Below are 16,199 nucleotides of genomic sequence, written 5' to 3'. Positions count from 1 at the left end.
ATTAGTCCTCCACTATAATTGCATTGACAGCATCGCCTTGATAAGCAAGGGCATCTTTGGCTGTCTGATTCATCGTCAGCTGATAACCGTCTTCCTGACTGCCAGTCACAACGGTATAGCCGATCTTAATTTCATAAATGGTTTCTATTTGGTTAATTAGTGTTATGCGCTGTTTCGCATCCTCAATATTAAATAGAATCGTTGTCAGGGCATCAAGGATGTCAGCCCGATTATCACTGAATACAGATACTGAGCGAATCATATTTCTTGATCTGCCCAGTGTTGGATCAAGAATATGGTGATGGTTGATCTGATGCTTCTCACAATAATAATACTGCTGATCATCGCCAGAGGTAGACAAGGCGGCAATATCAGATTGTTCATAGGCAGCCAGCAAGGTCTTGGCATTTGGTTCACGGATTCCCCATGTCCATGTTTTGTTTATCTTTGTTGGTGCATAGAGAAACTGTGAGCTTTCTGAGCAGGCGGCCATAAAAGGAACATCCAAATGCTTTAAGGCTTCATAGGCTTTTTGCGCGGCGATGCCTTTCGCGAAAGCGCCTAGGTTGAGCTTAACCTTTTGTTCACAGGGTGAATATGTATTAAATATCACGCTGTGATCGGTTTCATCAAGCTGAATGATTGCATCTAATTGATCATAAGGCACAACACAGGCAAGGGCGGCATTAATATCTTCATCCGCTGGATCTTCAGCGTGAATTGGCAGCGATGAATATTTATTCTGATATAAATCAGAAAGGGCGCCGATGGTTGGGTTAAAGCTGCCTTCACTTAATACAGAGAGCGCGATGGCATCCTTAAGGGCATCAAAGAGCAGCGGATCAAGCAGCAGCTTATCCTCACTGCCGTAATGCTGATTAATAACATAAAGGTTATTGATTGATGTAAAGCCATGGTCAGGATCAAACAATTGATGCAGCTGGTGAATTAAGGCTTCAAAGTCAGGCATTGCTTGATCAAGCTGCTGTGGATCATACATTGTTAAGAGTACGCTTGTATTCATCGGCAGCAGCATTGTTTTTTCCTGATCATAAAGCACCGATACAGAAGCACTGACTGGCTCTGGCTGAACCGGGCTTTTTTCTCTGCCGCAGCCAGCGAGTATAAGGAACAGAATAAGTATTATTTTTTTCATGATATAATTGTACAACATGTAAGCATGTTAGGAAATATGAAAATTTAAGTAAAAAAAGGAAGTAAAATGTAAAAGTTAACAATTTCACGAAAATTCTGTAACCGCTTGAGTTCATTTTGCGAATCGGCTATAATAAAAATAACATAAAGGAGGAAATATGAAAAAGTTAGCAAAAAGCTTGATTGCGTTACTTCTTCTTGCCGGTACAGTTACAGGCTGTACAAGTACAACACCACCGGCCAACGACGGTAATACTGGCACAGATGATCCGGTGACTGAGGGCGGAACCTGTTCATTTGAAAATATGACACTTGAAGAAGTAAACAAATTTTTGAATGAAAGCGCCGATTTAGGCGAAGGATCTGTCGGTAATGTGGTAGCGGTAGTACCCATTAACCATGTCGATGGTCCGCGTAATGAAACGAATTTCTACGCGTTTGTAAACTTCAAATATGTGGCTCGTAATTACATTAAGTATCAGATCACATATCTGTCATGCACATGCCGTTCTGCTGATGTAAACTACTGGCAGACTGCCTATGTAGAACTGACACTGCCTGACAGCAAGGATATTAAGGATTCTGAAGTACGCTTCCTGTCATTTGATCAGGATTCTGCCGGACATTATCTGGGCGGCTTCTGGGGAGACAGCAATCCAACACCTGCCGGTGTAACTTATGAAACCTTTAAGGAAGAATACATTCCTTTCTTCAAGGGCAAGACTTATGATTATATCAGCACATTAAGCGTACAGGATGATATTGATCCAGCTGATTATTCAGCCGGTGAAGGACGTGAAGGTCTGACATTGGATACATTCACTGGTTCTTCTGTTTCAACAAACAACATTATCCGTATGCTGAATGCATTATTCCAATATCATGCAACTGACGAATATTTTAACTAAATAGAGGGAGATCTAAACGATTATGAAAAAATTTAGTGTATTAGCATTATCTGCTTTATTATTAATGGGATGTTCAACTGCACCTGCACAAAAAACAGATGCTGAATTAGAAGCTGAAGGATGGGTTAAAAATCCATTAGAAAACGGTTATGTAATGGCTACAGATGCACCAACACCAACAGCTCTGCCTGATCCTCGTGATACTACAAAGATGTATAAGCCAAGTAAGGATGAAGCAGAAGTAGCTTGTACTGCTGATTCATATGCAGCTGCTTGTTCTTCAATCAACGTTGATAACCTGATTGATTATTTAGGCAGAGATGATGTTGTCTATATCGATCTTCGTGATTATAACGACTATGCTAAAAAGCATTTAAAGAACTTTGAAGTAATTCCTTATTTCGCAGTTATCTTCAATGCTGATGCAAATACTGATGCTACACTGCCACAATTATACGGCGGCTCAGTAACTGAACCAATCGACGTTTATGAAGAATCAGATGATCTGCTGCATGCAATGATCCCAACTGATAAGACAGTCTTCTTAATGTGCCAGAGCGGCGGCCGTGTTACACAATTGATGAACCTGCTGGCAGCTAAAGGTTATGATATGAGCAAAATCTACAATGTAGGCGGTATGGGACAATTTGAAGGTTCTGAATTCCGTCCTTATACAACAGATAATGCTGAATTAGCAGTAACTGCTACTTATGCATTTGAAGGTTTAACTCGTAAATAGGCATAGAATTCTTAGCTTAAAAGCAAATATGATGTTAAAAGAGCGGCAGAGGTCTTCGATTGTGACCTTTGTCGCTTCTCTTATATAAAGTTGATGAAGATTCAGGGGAGCGTACAGAAGGCAGAATTGTTTTAAAAAGTGTTTTTTTTCATTTAATGAATGAAATTTTCTATGACTTGCGTTACAATGATTAATAGGACTGGATGATTCTAAAGAACTATTGGAGGAATACGATGAATAACAATAATGATGAAATGTATGAAGTAAGTGATTATGATGAGGATATTCAGCAAAGAGAGGCTTTGATTGCAGAAGCTGAACAGATTGACGGCGATGCTGAATGGGATGTGATTGCCCGTGCGATTGCTGATCTAAGAAGAAAATGGAAACAAATTTCATATTGGGATTCAGTTTATGAAGATCAGTTAGTTGAGAAATTTGATGGTGTTGTTGATAAGCTTTACAGCAAGCGCCGTGAAGGGTTCCAAAACAATCAGGAGCTAAAAAAAGCATTGATTGAACAGGCTAAAAAGGTTTCTGTGTCTAATGAGTGGAATCAGGCGACTGATGCTATGGCTGATTTAATGCGTCAATGGAAGGCGATTGGTACAGCCGGCAAAGAAGATGACGCTTTGTGGGAAGCATTTAATGCGGCTCGTCAGACTTTCTTTGACCGCAAACATGCCTATTGGGAAAATCTTCAGTCAAACTTTGCGAATGCATTGCAGGCTAAACAGTCACTGATTGAACAGGCTAAGGAAATTGCTGATTCAACTCAATGGCAGCAGACCAGCGAGAAGTTTAAGAGCTTAATGGATCAATGGAAAGCCGCAGGCAGTGCCGGCCGTGAACATGAAGATCGTTTATGGGATGCATTTAATGAGCAGCGTCAGAAATTCTATGATCGCCGCAGTGTTTATTATGATCAGCTGCATAAGGAGCAGGATCAAAAGTATCTTGATAAAAAGGCGCTGGTTGAAAAGGCAGCTGCCATTGCCGCTGAGAAGACATATACTAAAGAGCTGACTGAACAAATGAAGGGCTTAAGCAATGAATGGAAAGCAATTGGTTCATGCGGTAAGGAGCGGGAAGATCAGATCTGGGATGAATTCCGCTCAGTAATGGATGATTACTTCAACGGCTTGAAACAGCTGAATGAGCAGAAGCATCAGGAATGGCGTCAGCGGATGCAGGATGCCCGTAATCGTAAGCAGGATCTGCTGCAGAAGCAGAAATGGCAGCTGAAACGAATGCAGGAGGAAATGGTTGGTCTGCTAGGTCAAAGAGCCATTGATGAGATGAATGAAGATATTGCCGACAAGGAAGAATTTATTCAGCAGTTAGAAGCTGAAATCGCCGATATTGAAAAATCGTTGGCTAAATAGATTAAAAGCTGAAAAGTACACCCGATTCATAAGCTGAAGGTGTGCTTTTTAATATAATAAAAAAACAGCGCTGGGCTGTTTATAATTTATAATGGTGACTCGTTGGAGATTCGAACTCCAGACCCTTTGATTAAAAGTCAAATGCTCTACCATCTGAGCTAACGAGTCATTGATGTGCCTAGTTATTATAGGATATAGTACCCGCTGTTGTCAACAACTAATGATAAAAACAGACAAAATGTGTCAGCCTTTTGTCATAAATTTAAACATTCCTCACCATATGATAAGAAAATAATCAAAAAAGAAATAAATTTCGACATTGAAGCATGGCATTTCATTGTATAATAATAGGCAATGATGATTAATCATGAAAAGATTGATCTCAAAGCAGGAGGCAGTATATGAAAAAAAGTGTTAAGACAGCCGCTGGGATTTTCTCGCTGGCTTTGATCTTTGTATTATTAGTAACCAGTATCGATTTCCACGCATTTAATAAAAACTACTATCGTGAACAGTACATAAAGCTGAATACAGCGGATAGTTTGGGAATGAGTGATGAAGACTTATTCGCGGCAACCGAAACACTGCTGGATTATCTGCATGATCAAAGAGATGATATCTTAGTGAGCGGTGAAGTATTTGGCATGCAGCGTGAAATATTTACTGAGCGTGAAACGCTGCATATGGTGGATGTGAAAAATCTTTATCAGAATGTATTAACCGCCAGAAATTTGGCAACAATGATAGGTGTATTAGCTTTTGCTTATCTGATTTACCGCAGCCGTAAGGATGAAAATGGTATAAATATGCTGAAGCGCCAGCTGGCAGGCAGTTTTATTCAAATTTCAATTTGTCTGCTGATTGTTGTCGGAATGCTGGCCGGTTATGCACTGATGGATTTTACAGGCTTTTGGATCGGTTTCCACGAATTATTCTTTACGAATGATTTATGGCAGCTGAATCCGGCTAATTCAATTATGATTAATATGTTTCCTGAAACATTCTTTGCCGGCATGGTTTTCCGCATCACTTTAACCTTTCTGGTTGTTTATTTTCTTTTACTTATTGGTTTTATCTTCCTGCGGAAAAAAGCAAAGGAAGATGTTGACAAAAAAATATAATCAGCTTCATTGCAATGTTGATAAAGTAGTGTTAAAATTTTCTAATGAAGGAGCGAGGATATATGAGAAGAGTTTTATTAGCAAGTGAATCACCAAGAAGAAGAGAACTGATGGTTCTTAGTGAAATTCCATTTACGACTGCAAGCTGTTTATTAAAAGAAACCTTGGATCCTGAACTTAGTATAGAGAAGGCGGTTGAAAAGCTGGCTTTTGAAAAAGCGGATGCCGTTTTTCATAGATATCCTGAAGAATTCATTATCGGAGCGGATACGATCGTTGTTTGTGATGGGGAAGTTTTTGGTAAGCCTAAGGATAATGAAGATGCTGAACGGATGCTGAGAAAGCTGTCTGGTAAAACGCATCAAGTAATTACCGGGGTGGCTTTAGTGGCCAAGGATGTCAAGGAATGCTTTCATGAAGTAACGGATGTTACATTCTATGATCTTGAAGACGAGGAAATCAAACGCTATGCCAAGTCTAAGGAACCTCACGATAAGGCTGGCGCTTATGCGATACAGGGTAAGGGATTGACGTTTGTAAAGAAAATCAATGGTGATTTTTATAACGTAGTAGGACTGCCGATGGCTAGTCTGTATAAACGTTTAAAGAAATATTTAGAATTGGATTATTAAAAATGCGGATGCTGACAATGTGATCAGTTCCGTATTTTTTTATGAATATTTTAAATTTGTCTATCATTGAATTAATATGCTATAATATTTACATAAACTGGGCATTATTCTGACTATCAGAATAGAAAACACAAGGAGAATCATAAAAGATGAAAAGGATTGGAAGAATTTTTTGTTCCTCTTTTTTGAGTGTGCTTCTTGTTCTTTCCGAATGCCCAACGGTAAGTGCAGAAGATTCAAAAAAGGAAGAGAATGTCATAGAAGACATTCAACGGATTACTGAGTTTGTTGGTTATGAACCTAATGAAAATAAGCCATATATGAATTTTATGGTAAATGCTGAAGAGAAAGAGAATCTGATGCTTCCTGAAAGTTTAGATGTATGGATTGAAAACAGTTCAGAACCGGAAAAATTAATGGTAAACTGGGATATAAAAACAGAAACTTATGATCAGATTGTTTATGTGCCAAAATGGGATGAGACACTTTATCAGCTGTCTGATGAATTGCTTCAAGGGCAGGATGCACTTCCTTACATTGTGGTAAATGTTGAAAATCAAATGCAGAACAATGAATTAATAGTCTATGATAATAAAGCTATTGAAAAAACGGTGGGATCAGAGGTTAATGCTGATTACGCTAATTTTATTGAGCTGTTTAATGACTCTTTATTGAGCGGTGATGTGATTGTGAAGCTGAATAGCGATGTCACTGAAACTCGTAACGCAAGTACAGGTGCTTTTGAAATACCTGATCGAATTACTTCATTAACGATAGATTCTGATACAGATGGAACACCCAGAACATTATCCATTTCAGGTAATGGTGCTTTATTGAATATATATGTGAACGGTAAGAAACTGTATGTTGGAAAGGATATTAAAATATCTAATGATGGAATATATAATAGTGATATATACGGCGGCGGTTATGAGGAAGATATTATCGGTTCACCTGAAATAGAATTTTATGGCAGGTTGGAATCATCTGGCTCAATTTATGGCGGCGGATATAATCATAAGGTTACCGGTGATATTAAGCTGATTGTGGGAGGTTATGTAGGCTGGTCTTTAATTGGTGGCGGGCATGCCGAACCTGATAAAAATCAATCGTTATCAACTATTAATGCAGATGTGACTGGAAATATAGAGATTCAATTACTCAAAGATGGGCATGTTCATAATGTGCTTTACGGCGGCGGTTATGCAACGAGTGAACAATCAGGAACATATAGTGCGAATGTTAGCGGAAATATTAAATTGGATATAAATGGCGATGTGTATTGTCTCAACGATGCAATTGTCGGTGGAGGTGCGGCAAAAGCAGAAACGTGCAAGACAATGACACTCAATGCAAATGTTGGCGGAGATATAACTTTAAACTTTGGTGAAGATGCGCAAAGTGGCAATGGTAAATATATGGGTGCTGGGCTACATATCATTGGTGGCGGTTTAGCATCTGGGAACAGTAATTATAATGACGGTACTGGTGATTGGAACATTGTTACGAATGCAGTAGTTTCTGGTGATGTAAAAATTAAGGTGGACAAGGATTCAGCAGCAGGAGAAAGTCAGTTGAATGAACGAACGATTTATTATTTGTATGCTGGTGGTAATGCAGATGGCAGAGGGGCTAATGCGAATGTGTTGGGTAGTACATATGTTCAATGTGGCAGGGGCCCTGCTTTAAGTTCATCGTTTTTAGCAGCTGGTGGTCATGCCGCTTTTGGAGGTACAGCCGATGTGAAAAAAACAACGAATATTACAATTGTTCCTATTGATAATCAGTTTGAAGGTTATGAGAATACACCTGCAATTTATGGTGGAGGAAAGGCAGATGGAAATTATGACCTTGCCAATCAAACTCTTGACTTAAGAATTAGCCAAGCGAACGTAGGCGGAAGCAAAATAGAAATTAAGGCTGGTAGTACAATCTCTACATATGATACTGACAGAGGAGCTAGTATAGTTGGTGGCGGTTTAGCTAGTGGAAATGCAACTAATGATAGTTATGGGGATACTTTTGATATGTGTCCTGCAATTGCTAAAGTGCTTGGTGATATAAGTATTAATATTGCTGATGATATTGAGTTTAATGAAGGAATGGTAGGGGGTGGTATAGTTGTCAGAGCCGGAGACGCGAGTGTTGATGGTTCAATCAATATCACAATTAAAGATAACTGCATTTTTAATAAGGATTATGTCGGAGCTGGTAAAGTAGTAAGAGTGACTTCATCATTAAATGCTAAGGCTCTAAGTAATGTTGAAGGTAATATTACATCTACATTTGGAAAAAATATTGAATTTAAGCAGTCATATTATGGTGGCGGATTTACTGAGGGCGCGAATTCCTCTGCTAGTGTGGGTGGAAAGATAACTACTTCATTTACTGGTGGTGTCAGTGTAGGAGCAAATTATGCAGCTGCTGGTTATGCTAAAAATCCTAATACAACAGCAAATGTAGCAGGTGGCCTTGATTATACAATTAATGGTGATTTTTCGTGTGCTAACTATTATGGGGCTGGTTATTTGTATAATTCAGCCAGCTCAGCAGATATTGGAACAAAAGATAATCCTGTGTCAGTTAAGACTACTTTTAAAGGGAACGGAACAAATACAATGCGTACATCCAGTTCTGGCATATGGTTATATAATGGCGGTTATGCTCAATTTGGTGGTGGAACAGTTAATATATATGGCAATTTATCATTAACGTTTGATGGTACAATTCCCCAAGAGACATTAATTATTGGCGGTTATGGAAAGCAGACTACGAATGCAGATATAATCGGCAATATTGAATTTACAATGCAAAATCTAGATAATCCAATGTCATATTCTATATATGGCGGAGGTTATGCCGCAACTGGTGGAACTGCAAACATTACTGGCAATGTCACAACAAAATATAATAATTCAACTATCAATGGTGCCATATATGGCGGTGGCCGTAATGCTGATGCAAAAGCTGGCACAAATGCAGATATTACTGGTAATATGAAAATGATATTCACTAATACAGTATTATCTTCTGCATATGGGGGAAGTATGGGCGCTGACGGAAATAATGCAATAATCAACGGAACATCAATTATTGAGTTAAAAGAGGGGAATACTGTCAAGCAGCAATTATATGCTGGCGGTTATTATTACAGTAGCTTAGATAACATGGAATTTCATGTTACAGGTATCCAAAATTCACCTATTACTTTTACAGGCTCTGGGGCGTATGCGACAAGTGTAGTCAATAATGATATCAAATTGTTTATTGGTGATGGCACAACTGAGACAATATTAAACAGCGAGTATATTTTAAATGTTAATGAAGTTATCGTCACAGATAACGCAGTTTTGAAACTATCAGAGAAGGGGAGTGACGGATCAAACAATCAATATAATCTGTTTTTCGACGTGGAAGAGTTAACGATTCAGCCAGGTGGTAAATTAGATTTAACAAATTCTAGCACGGCACAAAATGATAGTATTTTAGGAAACTATATCGGCGGTGGCACACTTCGTCTTGAAGATGGAAAAACATTCACAATTGGCGGTACCGCATCTGGTACAACAACGGTTGAAATTGATGGTACACCTGTTGTAGATCAAACATATATCACAGTTACTGGCGGTGGTACTGAATCATTCACTTATGATAGTGATGAATATGAGTTAAGGAATGATGAAGCTAGCGCACCTCACAAATGGAAATATGTGAAGAGTGAAATTGTTGCACCTCATAATTCAGTCACAGGGATTGTTAATGATAGTGAATATACTAAAGGTGATAAGATTAGTTTTACTGCAATTGGTGATGGTATGAATGTTACTTCACCGCAAACTAATGCTGTGCGCTGGCTGCCTGTAAAGTGGCAGGTATTAACTGAAAATAGCTTTAATGAGGCAGGACCTTATACTGGTGAAATTGATACTTCCACATTGTCTGTTGGCAGCAATACTTTGAACGTAGTCTTCCAAAAACAGAAATATGATGGCAGTGTGTGGAATGATGTAACTGGGGAAGATACGCTAACCATCACCTTTAAGATTAAAGAGAAAACCAGCAGCGATTTACCATCCGGCGGTGGTGGGGGCGGCAGTTCTGCACCTTCAAGCAAAGCAGATGGATTCGTAGAGGAAAAGAATAAAACTTATTATTATAACAATGGCAAGCAAGTTGAAAGTGGGTTTATCCTCTTGGATAAAGATGAAAAGTTGGTTGCCGCTGTGAAGCCTGAACAATTATCAGTTATTTCTGAGATTGCTGAAGCTGTCTATTTCATCAAAGATGATAAAACAGTTGCAAAACAAGAATGGGTAATTCTTGATGAATTTAATAATTTGGTGAATACCCGACCATTTGATCAGTTAATTACCGATTATGGCGATAAATATAAGGTATATGCTGCAAGAGAAGATGGTCGTTTAGTACAGTCATGGCTGGAAGTTAATGGCATCTGGTATTATTTTAAAGAGGATTACACAGCCCGTTATCAATATTGGCAGGCACATTGGAATGATTGGTATTTATTTGAAAATTATACTTATGTCACGAATCGCTGGCATCCTACTTCTGAGGGACGCTGGTATTATCTTGACAGCGAAGGCAGAATGGTTAGAAATCAATGGGTTGATGACTGTTGGATTAATGAAGACGGCATTTATTGGAGTCCGCTCTATAATTAAAAACTAAAAAAGTCTGAAATTGTAAAGACATCACGGATTAAAGATTGTCTTACTTTTCAGACTTTTATAATTAATGTTTGCCGAATATTCAGTCACATATCTGTAAGTGTCTTGTAATGTATACTTTATAAGACACCTGGATTCTTTATAATTATAGGTGTTTTTGTCTGTTTTGTAAAGAAAATCAGACCTTTTTATGCTGTTTTGAACCCTTTTTTGCATAAATCAGAGTGTGACAAAAAGTATACTTAATGATACACTTCACAAATTGATTATGTTGGAGTGATAAAAAAATACTGATAGTTTCTTCATAAACAGAAGACGGATCAGTATATTAAGTAACATTTGGATTCTAAATCAGAATATGGAGATGCTGTCGTTAATGATAACATCTCCGCCGCTGGGAAGTGATATTTTCGCCCAAGTTTTTATCACTTCCCTTTTTGTTTAATTATGCTTTTATTCTCTATTCATGTGAACCATAATAAATATAAGGTGCCAATACATCGGCAATAATCGTTAAAATCGTTAATTCTCTTTCATTCCATGCATGAAGCTGTTCATCATAAAATGTCACCATGCCTAAAGGCTGCTGATCAAATACAATCAATGACTGCATCCATGCTCTATATGCTGTTTCCGTTGTTTCAATTGCTTCATTCTGACTGTCATTGACAACACATTGCCTATTCTGATAATTGTTCAATACCTTGAGATTGTTTTCAATTATAGTAACTGATTGCTCAGGCTGATTGTTCATATCAATGAAAAGACATCGATTATGAGTCAAATTCTGGTCAAAAATTTGAATCGCCGCCTGCTTCAATTCCAATGCTTTCAGGCACAATCGCAAAACCGCAAATAAATCATTCTCTGCATAACGGTCTACATTCAATATTTTATAAATTGCCGGCAGGAATTGCTCAGCAGATTTAGAATACAAGGGTGCTTCACTGGCATAATGCGTATCTTCATCACTTGGTTTGGCATAAACAGCATATTGATTTTTACCTTTACGCTTTGCCATATAAAGAGCATTGTCTGCTTTCTTAAACATTTCATCATAGATTTCAGATTGCTTTGTTAAATAAATACCGATACTGATTGTAATGATTCCGGCAGTATCATTAGCAATGATTTTTCTGGCTGCTTTTAAATAATTCTCAACCTTTTCATAGAGATAATCTAAAGAATAGAATGAAGGGAAGAAAACCGCAAATTCATCACCGCCTACACGCCCGGCGATGACATTGCTTTGGTTGCCTTTAGTCAATAAGCCAACAACATCAAGAATTACCTGATCTCCCGCATAATGTCCAAAAGTATCATTAACATTTTTAAAATCATCGATATCAATCATTAATAATGCCGCATATTCATCTTTAGAACGATCACAAACCGCTTCTGAAACATGCTGCTTAAAAGCTGCTTTATTAAAAATGCCGGTAAATGGATCTAATTCATTATTTTTTAAAAGCCGGGCATTATTTAAAAGAATCAAACGATGTTCATTCATCATTTCCTCTTGTTCAATTTTTATAATCAGGCTTTGCCGAGTATTGCTTTTTTCAAGCTCCCGATAATTTTCATTCTTTTGATAATATTGAAAGAGCGTTTCATAACTGTCATCATCCGGATAATCTTTAAGTGTCATTTTAACCTTTAAACCAGAGAGATGCTGACGCAGCAGGATATCATGTACTTCTTCGCTCATTAATTCCAATTCTTCTAATAGGCGAGTCGCATAGTCTTTAAGCTCAAGCTCAATACAGTCTTCTAAAGCTTCTAAAAGCAACTTAAAATAACGATTACGGTTTACAATCCCCTCTGAAAGATTGATTAATTCATCAAGCAGCGGTGTCATGCATTTTAAATTCTTGTCATGCTTATAGAGATGGATGCGCTGAATAGCTACTTCAATAGCTGCCGCTGAACTTTCAAATTGCCGATAATCCTTGTCATAGAGCTGAAGCCATTTTTTAGCTTCATCAAAATCGTTGAGCTTAATATATGCGGCTATAATGTTAATAACCGGAATTGCATCATTGCCGGTAATAGCGATCTGCAGTTTCTGTTTATATTCATGACTGCTTAGGAAGTATTTTAATGCCATATCGGGGATATCAAGATTCTGAAATAAAGCCCCTATATTATTTAATGGAAAATAGCTGTACTGTAATTCTTCATGTTCCAAAGAAAAATAATAGGCTTTAAGCAGATAACTGATTGCCGCGATAAAATCAGAGATACTGGCATATACGATTCCCATCATATTTAAAGTCTGCACATGATATTCAGGGACATCATGTAAATCACAGATACTTAAAATCTCCATATTTAAGCTAAGTGTTTTGTCATGCTGTCCTTTCATAAAATAAACCATTGACATATAAAATAATGCAGCAGCAATAGAATAAGTATCCTGTATATCTTCAGCTAACATTTTTAATTCATTAGCATGAACACTCATTCCTTCGATATTATTATTCGCTCTGCATTCTTTAATTTTGTTGACTAACTCTTCACATTTTTTACTCTTATAATTTGCTGTCATGATATCCCTCTTTATTTAATAATAACATATGTCATGTTCAGAAAATAGTCTTTTATTCTAGGAAAGGATGTTTTAGATAAGGGCGTGTTCTGTTGATTTCTCTAACGCATGTAGTATAATGAATGAAGAAAGAGAGGCAGTTTATGAAGATTGAACAATTAGATAATTATGAAGCAATGAGCAGACGAGGAGCCGAAATTCTCTTTAATGAAATCAGCAATAACCCTTATGCAAATATCTGCCTGGCTACAGGTGAATCACCGCGCAGAATGTATGAATTATTAGTTGAAATGATTCATGTGAATCAGCTTGATGTCAGCCATTTGACGTTTACCAAGCTTGATGAATGGTGCGGCTTAAACGCTAAGGATGATTCTACCTGTGAATGGTTTATTCGGCATTATGTGCTTGAACCTTTAAATATTAAAGAAGAACAGTTGATTTCATTTAATAATGAAGCGGCTGATACTGAATGTGAGGCAAAACGGATTCATGATTTAATTGATATGCATCCGATTGACTGCTGTATTTTAGGTCTTGGCAAGAATGGGCATCTTGGTTTAAATGAACCAGCTGATGAATTAATTCCTGATGCCCATGTGATTCAGCTTGATGAACTGTCTAAGCATCATGGTATGCTGAAGGGCAAAAAGGTGGAGCAGGGAATTACGCTTGGTCTAAGTGAATTATTAAATGCAAAGAAGATATTAATGCTGATCAGCGGCAGCGGCAAGGCTGAAATCCTTCAAAGGCTGATGAGTAAGAAAGTATCGACAGCACTGCCGGCATCATTTTTATGGCTGCATAATGATGTCGCGTGTCTGATCAATAAAGAGATGAAATAGCATGACTAATAAGCTGCTGAATTTTATGAAAATCCTTATGGGATCTACAATTGGGGTCTATATCGGCAGGGCATTGTTTGTCTGGTATGATTATCAGAGTCATCCAATGCTTTATGAATTAAGTTCAAGTCCATGGTATACGAGTATTCTTGTTTCGACGTTATTTGTAATAATTTTGCTGCTGATTGAAGGCGGTGTTTATTTTTATCTGCGTCATAGGACACGGATGAATCCTTAATTTATAGATTAATAGGTTATGATGATAAAGTCAGGGTTATCTTTTCTTGAAAGAAGCGCTGACTTTTTAATATTATTTCATGTGCTGGCATATGATAGCTTGGCAGTCAATTTGAATGTTCTGCATTTCTAAATATTTTCTTAAGAAAACATTAAATTAACCTAATATTTTCTAACAGTTTTGTTATAATGAGCTTTTCACATTGACTTAATCACAGAAGCTATCTATAATGTATGACAGGGTGTCATATACGACGCCAAGGAGAATCTGAAATGAAAGAAATATGGAAAAAACATAAGAAATTGATAGTAATTGCTGTTGTGGCAGTAGTGGTTGTTGCTTTCTTTTTTAATCCCTTTAAAGGATCAGGCAATAGCGATCTGATGGTACAGACAACGGTACTGGCTAAGCAGGATCTTTCTAAGACTGTAGAGGTTACGGGACTTGTAGAGAGTGCTGATTCAATGAAGGTTACTTCTTCATTAGCTGCTTATGAAATGCAGACAATTAATGTCAAAGCCGGTGATAAGGTTGAAGCGGGTCAGGTATTGGGAACCGTTGATGTTGAAGATCTTTTGCTTGATGTGCAGAAGGCTGAGGCTTCATTGAATATTAATGATCAGACAACAGGTCTGACTTTAAATTCAACTCAACAGGAATATGAAGATTTTAAGGCTGATCTTGAGAATAACATGAACAGCTCAATTAATAATGCGCAGACAAATGTGGATAACGCGCTGACAACGCTGAATGATGCGAAGAAAGCCTATAATGAAGCATTAGAGGATATGGATCAGGGCGAAAACGAGACAATCAAAAAGGCTCAGAAGGCTGTGGATAATGCGAGAAAAGCGTATCGAAATGCTTCTGATGCTTATGACAGCTATGATCCTGATGCGTCTGAAAGTCTCATCAATTCTCTGCTTGCAGATTTAACAAGACAGTGTACGAATGCAGACGGTGAAATTGATCGTGTTAAATTATGTCCAACATATGATAGTGAAAAAGCAAAAATATTAGCTCAGGGTGCTTCATCTGGTTCAAGTGAATCATCACTTAAATCAGCAAGCGATTCTGCCTATGACGCTTACAAAGAGGCCAAGGACGCCTTAGCTGATGCCGTCAAAGCCGCAGACAAACAGCTGGAATCTTACCTTGACGCAGTTGACAAGGCACAGACAGCTTATGATAATGCTGAAAAGAATCTGACGATTGCGAAACGCAATGCTCAGCAGCAGTTAAAGACTTATGAGGATTCACTGACAAAGACACAGTTATCAGCCAGTGATCCATCAAGACAGATCGAACTGCAGAAGTTAAAGAAACAATTAAACGAAGCTGAAATCACTGCGCCAATCTCTGGTACCGTGACAGCTGTAAATGTAGAAGTAGGCGATAAGGCAAGCGGTGTACTGTTTGTTATTGAAAATGCTGATGCGTTAAAAATCAACACCGCCATCAAGGAATATGATTTAATGAGTGTTCAAAATGGTATGAAAGCAATTATTTCTGCCGATGCAATTCCGAATGAAAAATACAATGGTAAAGTCAGCTTCATTGCGCCAGCGGCTAAAAAGGCTGCCGATGGTTCAACTAAATCTGGTTCTTCATCCGTTGAATTTGAAAGTGAAATCGATGTTACTGATACTAAAACAGATTTGCGTATCGGTATGAATGCTAAAGTAAATATCATTGTTGAAGAGAAAAAAGGTGCTTTGGCAGTTCCTTATGATGCAGTAATTACAGATGTAGACGGTACATCTTATATCTATGTTGCACAACAGGATGGTAATAAATACACAGCTAAAAAAGTAATCGTTACGATTGGCATGGAAACTGACTTCCTGCTTGAAGTTATCAGTGACGAATTACAAGAAGGAGATATTGTCATCACTTCACCGCAGGGAGTAAGTGAAGGGGCAACCGTTCTGCTGGGGTAA

Annotated in this window: 11 protein-coding genes and 1 tRNA gene; 9 read left to right on the top strand and 3 right to left on the bottom strand. The window is 37.9% G+C overall.

Translation table 11 applies throughout. The features are described from left to right. Position 1 precedes the first annotated feature (1 nt). Positions 2 to 1,156: an FAD:protein FMN transferase gene (locus DAHG_RS10925; protein WP_161650525.1), complete on the bottom strand. Its 1,155-nt coding sequence runs from the start codon at positions 1,154 to 1,156 to the stop codon at positions 2 to 4. A gap of 157 nt (positions 1,157 to 1,313) precedes the next feature. Here DAHG_RS10925 and DAHG_RS10920 point away from each other — a divergent pair, with 157 nt between their 5' ends. The 3 genes from DAHG_RS10920 to DAHG_RS10910 all read left to right on the top strand — a co-directional run bounded on the left by DAHG_RS10920 (position 1,314) and on the right by DAHG_RS10910 (position 4,187). Next, positions 1,314 to 2,063: a hypothetical protein gene (locus DAHG_RS10920; RefSeq protein ID WP_022938391.1), complete on the top strand. Its 750-nt coding sequence runs from the start codon at positions 1,314 to 1,316 to the stop codon at positions 2,061 to 2,063. A gap of 22 nt (positions 2,064 to 2,085) precedes the next feature. Further along, positions 2,086 to 2,802: a rhodanese-like domain-containing protein gene (locus DAHG_RS10915; protein WP_022938390.1), complete on the top strand. Its 717-nt coding sequence runs from the start codon at positions 2,086 to 2,088 to the stop codon at positions 2,800 to 2,802. A 233-nt stretch (positions 2,803 to 3,035) separates the two neighbouring features. After that, on the top strand, positions 3,036 to 4,187 hold the full coding sequence (locus tag DAHG_RS10910; RefSeq protein ID WP_022938389.1) for a DUF349 domain-containing protein: 1,152 nt from the start codon (positions 3,036 to 3,038) through the stop codon (positions 4,185 to 4,187). 92 nt (positions 4,188 to 4,279) lie between these two features. On the opposite strand, the gene DAHG_RS10905 is transcribed toward DAHG_RS10910, so the two are convergent. After that, a tRNA-Lys gene (locus DAHG_RS10905) sits at positions 4,280 to 4,355 on the bottom strand. Positions 4,356 to 4,588: 233 nt separating this feature from the next. Between DAHG_RS10905 and DAHG_RS10900 the strand changes: the two genes are divergently transcribed. The 3 genes from DAHG_RS10900 to DAHG_RS10890 all read left to right on the top strand — a co-directional run bounded on the left by DAHG_RS10900 (position 4,589) and on the right by DAHG_RS10890 (position 10,622). After that, positions 4,589 to 5,308, top strand: coding sequence for a TIGR01906 family membrane protein (locus DAHG_RS10900; protein ID WP_022938388.1), 720 nt, complete (start codon positions 4,589 to 4,591; stop codon positions 5,306 to 5,308). 62 nt (positions 5,309 to 5,370) lie between these two features. Further along, complete coding sequence (locus DAHG_RS10895) at positions 5,371 to 5,940, top strand: Maf family protein (protein ID WP_022938387.1); 570 nt, start codon at positions 5,371 to 5,373, stop codon at positions 5,938 to 5,940. 149 nt (positions 5,941 to 6,089) lie between these two features. Then, positions 6,090 to 10,622, top strand: a complete 4,533-nt coding sequence (locus DAHG_RS10890) for a hypothetical protein (RefSeq protein ID WP_022938386.1) — start codon at positions 6,090 to 6,092, stop codon at positions 10,620 to 10,622. 466 nt (positions 10,623 to 11,088) lie between these two features. Here the strand turns inward: DAHG_RS10890 and DAHG_RS10885 are convergent, their stop codons facing one another. Then, entirely contained in the window at positions 11,089 to 13,176 is a 2,088-nt protein-coding gene (locus DAHG_RS10885; protein ID WP_022938385.1) for a GGDEF domain-containing protein, read from the bottom strand. Between the two features lie 143 nt (positions 13,177 to 13,319). Between DAHG_RS10885 and DAHG_RS10880 the strand changes: the two genes are divergently transcribed. The 3 genes from DAHG_RS10880 to DAHG_RS10870 all read left to right on the top strand — a co-directional run bounded on the left by DAHG_RS10880 (position 13,320) and on the right by DAHG_RS10870 (position 16,199). Beyond that, positions 13,320 to 14,021 (top strand): galactosamine-6-phosphate isomerase, encoded by a 702-nt coding sequence (locus tag DAHG_RS10880; protein ID WP_022938384.1) that lies wholly within the window; start codon positions 13,320 to 13,322, stop codon positions 14,019 to 14,021. Between the two features lies 1 nt (position 14,022). Beyond that, positions 14,023 to 14,259, top strand: a complete 237-nt coding sequence (locus tag DAHG_RS19400; protein ID WP_022938383.1) for a hypothetical protein — start codon at positions 14,023 to 14,025, stop codon at positions 14,257 to 14,259. 272 nt (positions 14,260 to 14,531) lie between these two features. Next, positions 14,532 to 16,199, top strand: a complete 1,668-nt coding sequence (locus DAHG_RS10870) for an efflux RND transporter periplasmic adaptor subunit (protein WP_022938382.1) — start codon at positions 14,532 to 14,534, stop codon at positions 16,197 to 16,199.

The sequence above is a fragment of the Dielma fastidiosa genome (assembly GCF_000313565.1).
Classification (GTDB): Bacteria; Bacillota_I; Bacilli_A; order Erysipelotrichales; family Erysipelotrichaceae; genus Dielma; species Dielma fastidiosa.
This window is presented reverse-complemented; position numbering and strand designations above follow the sequence as displayed.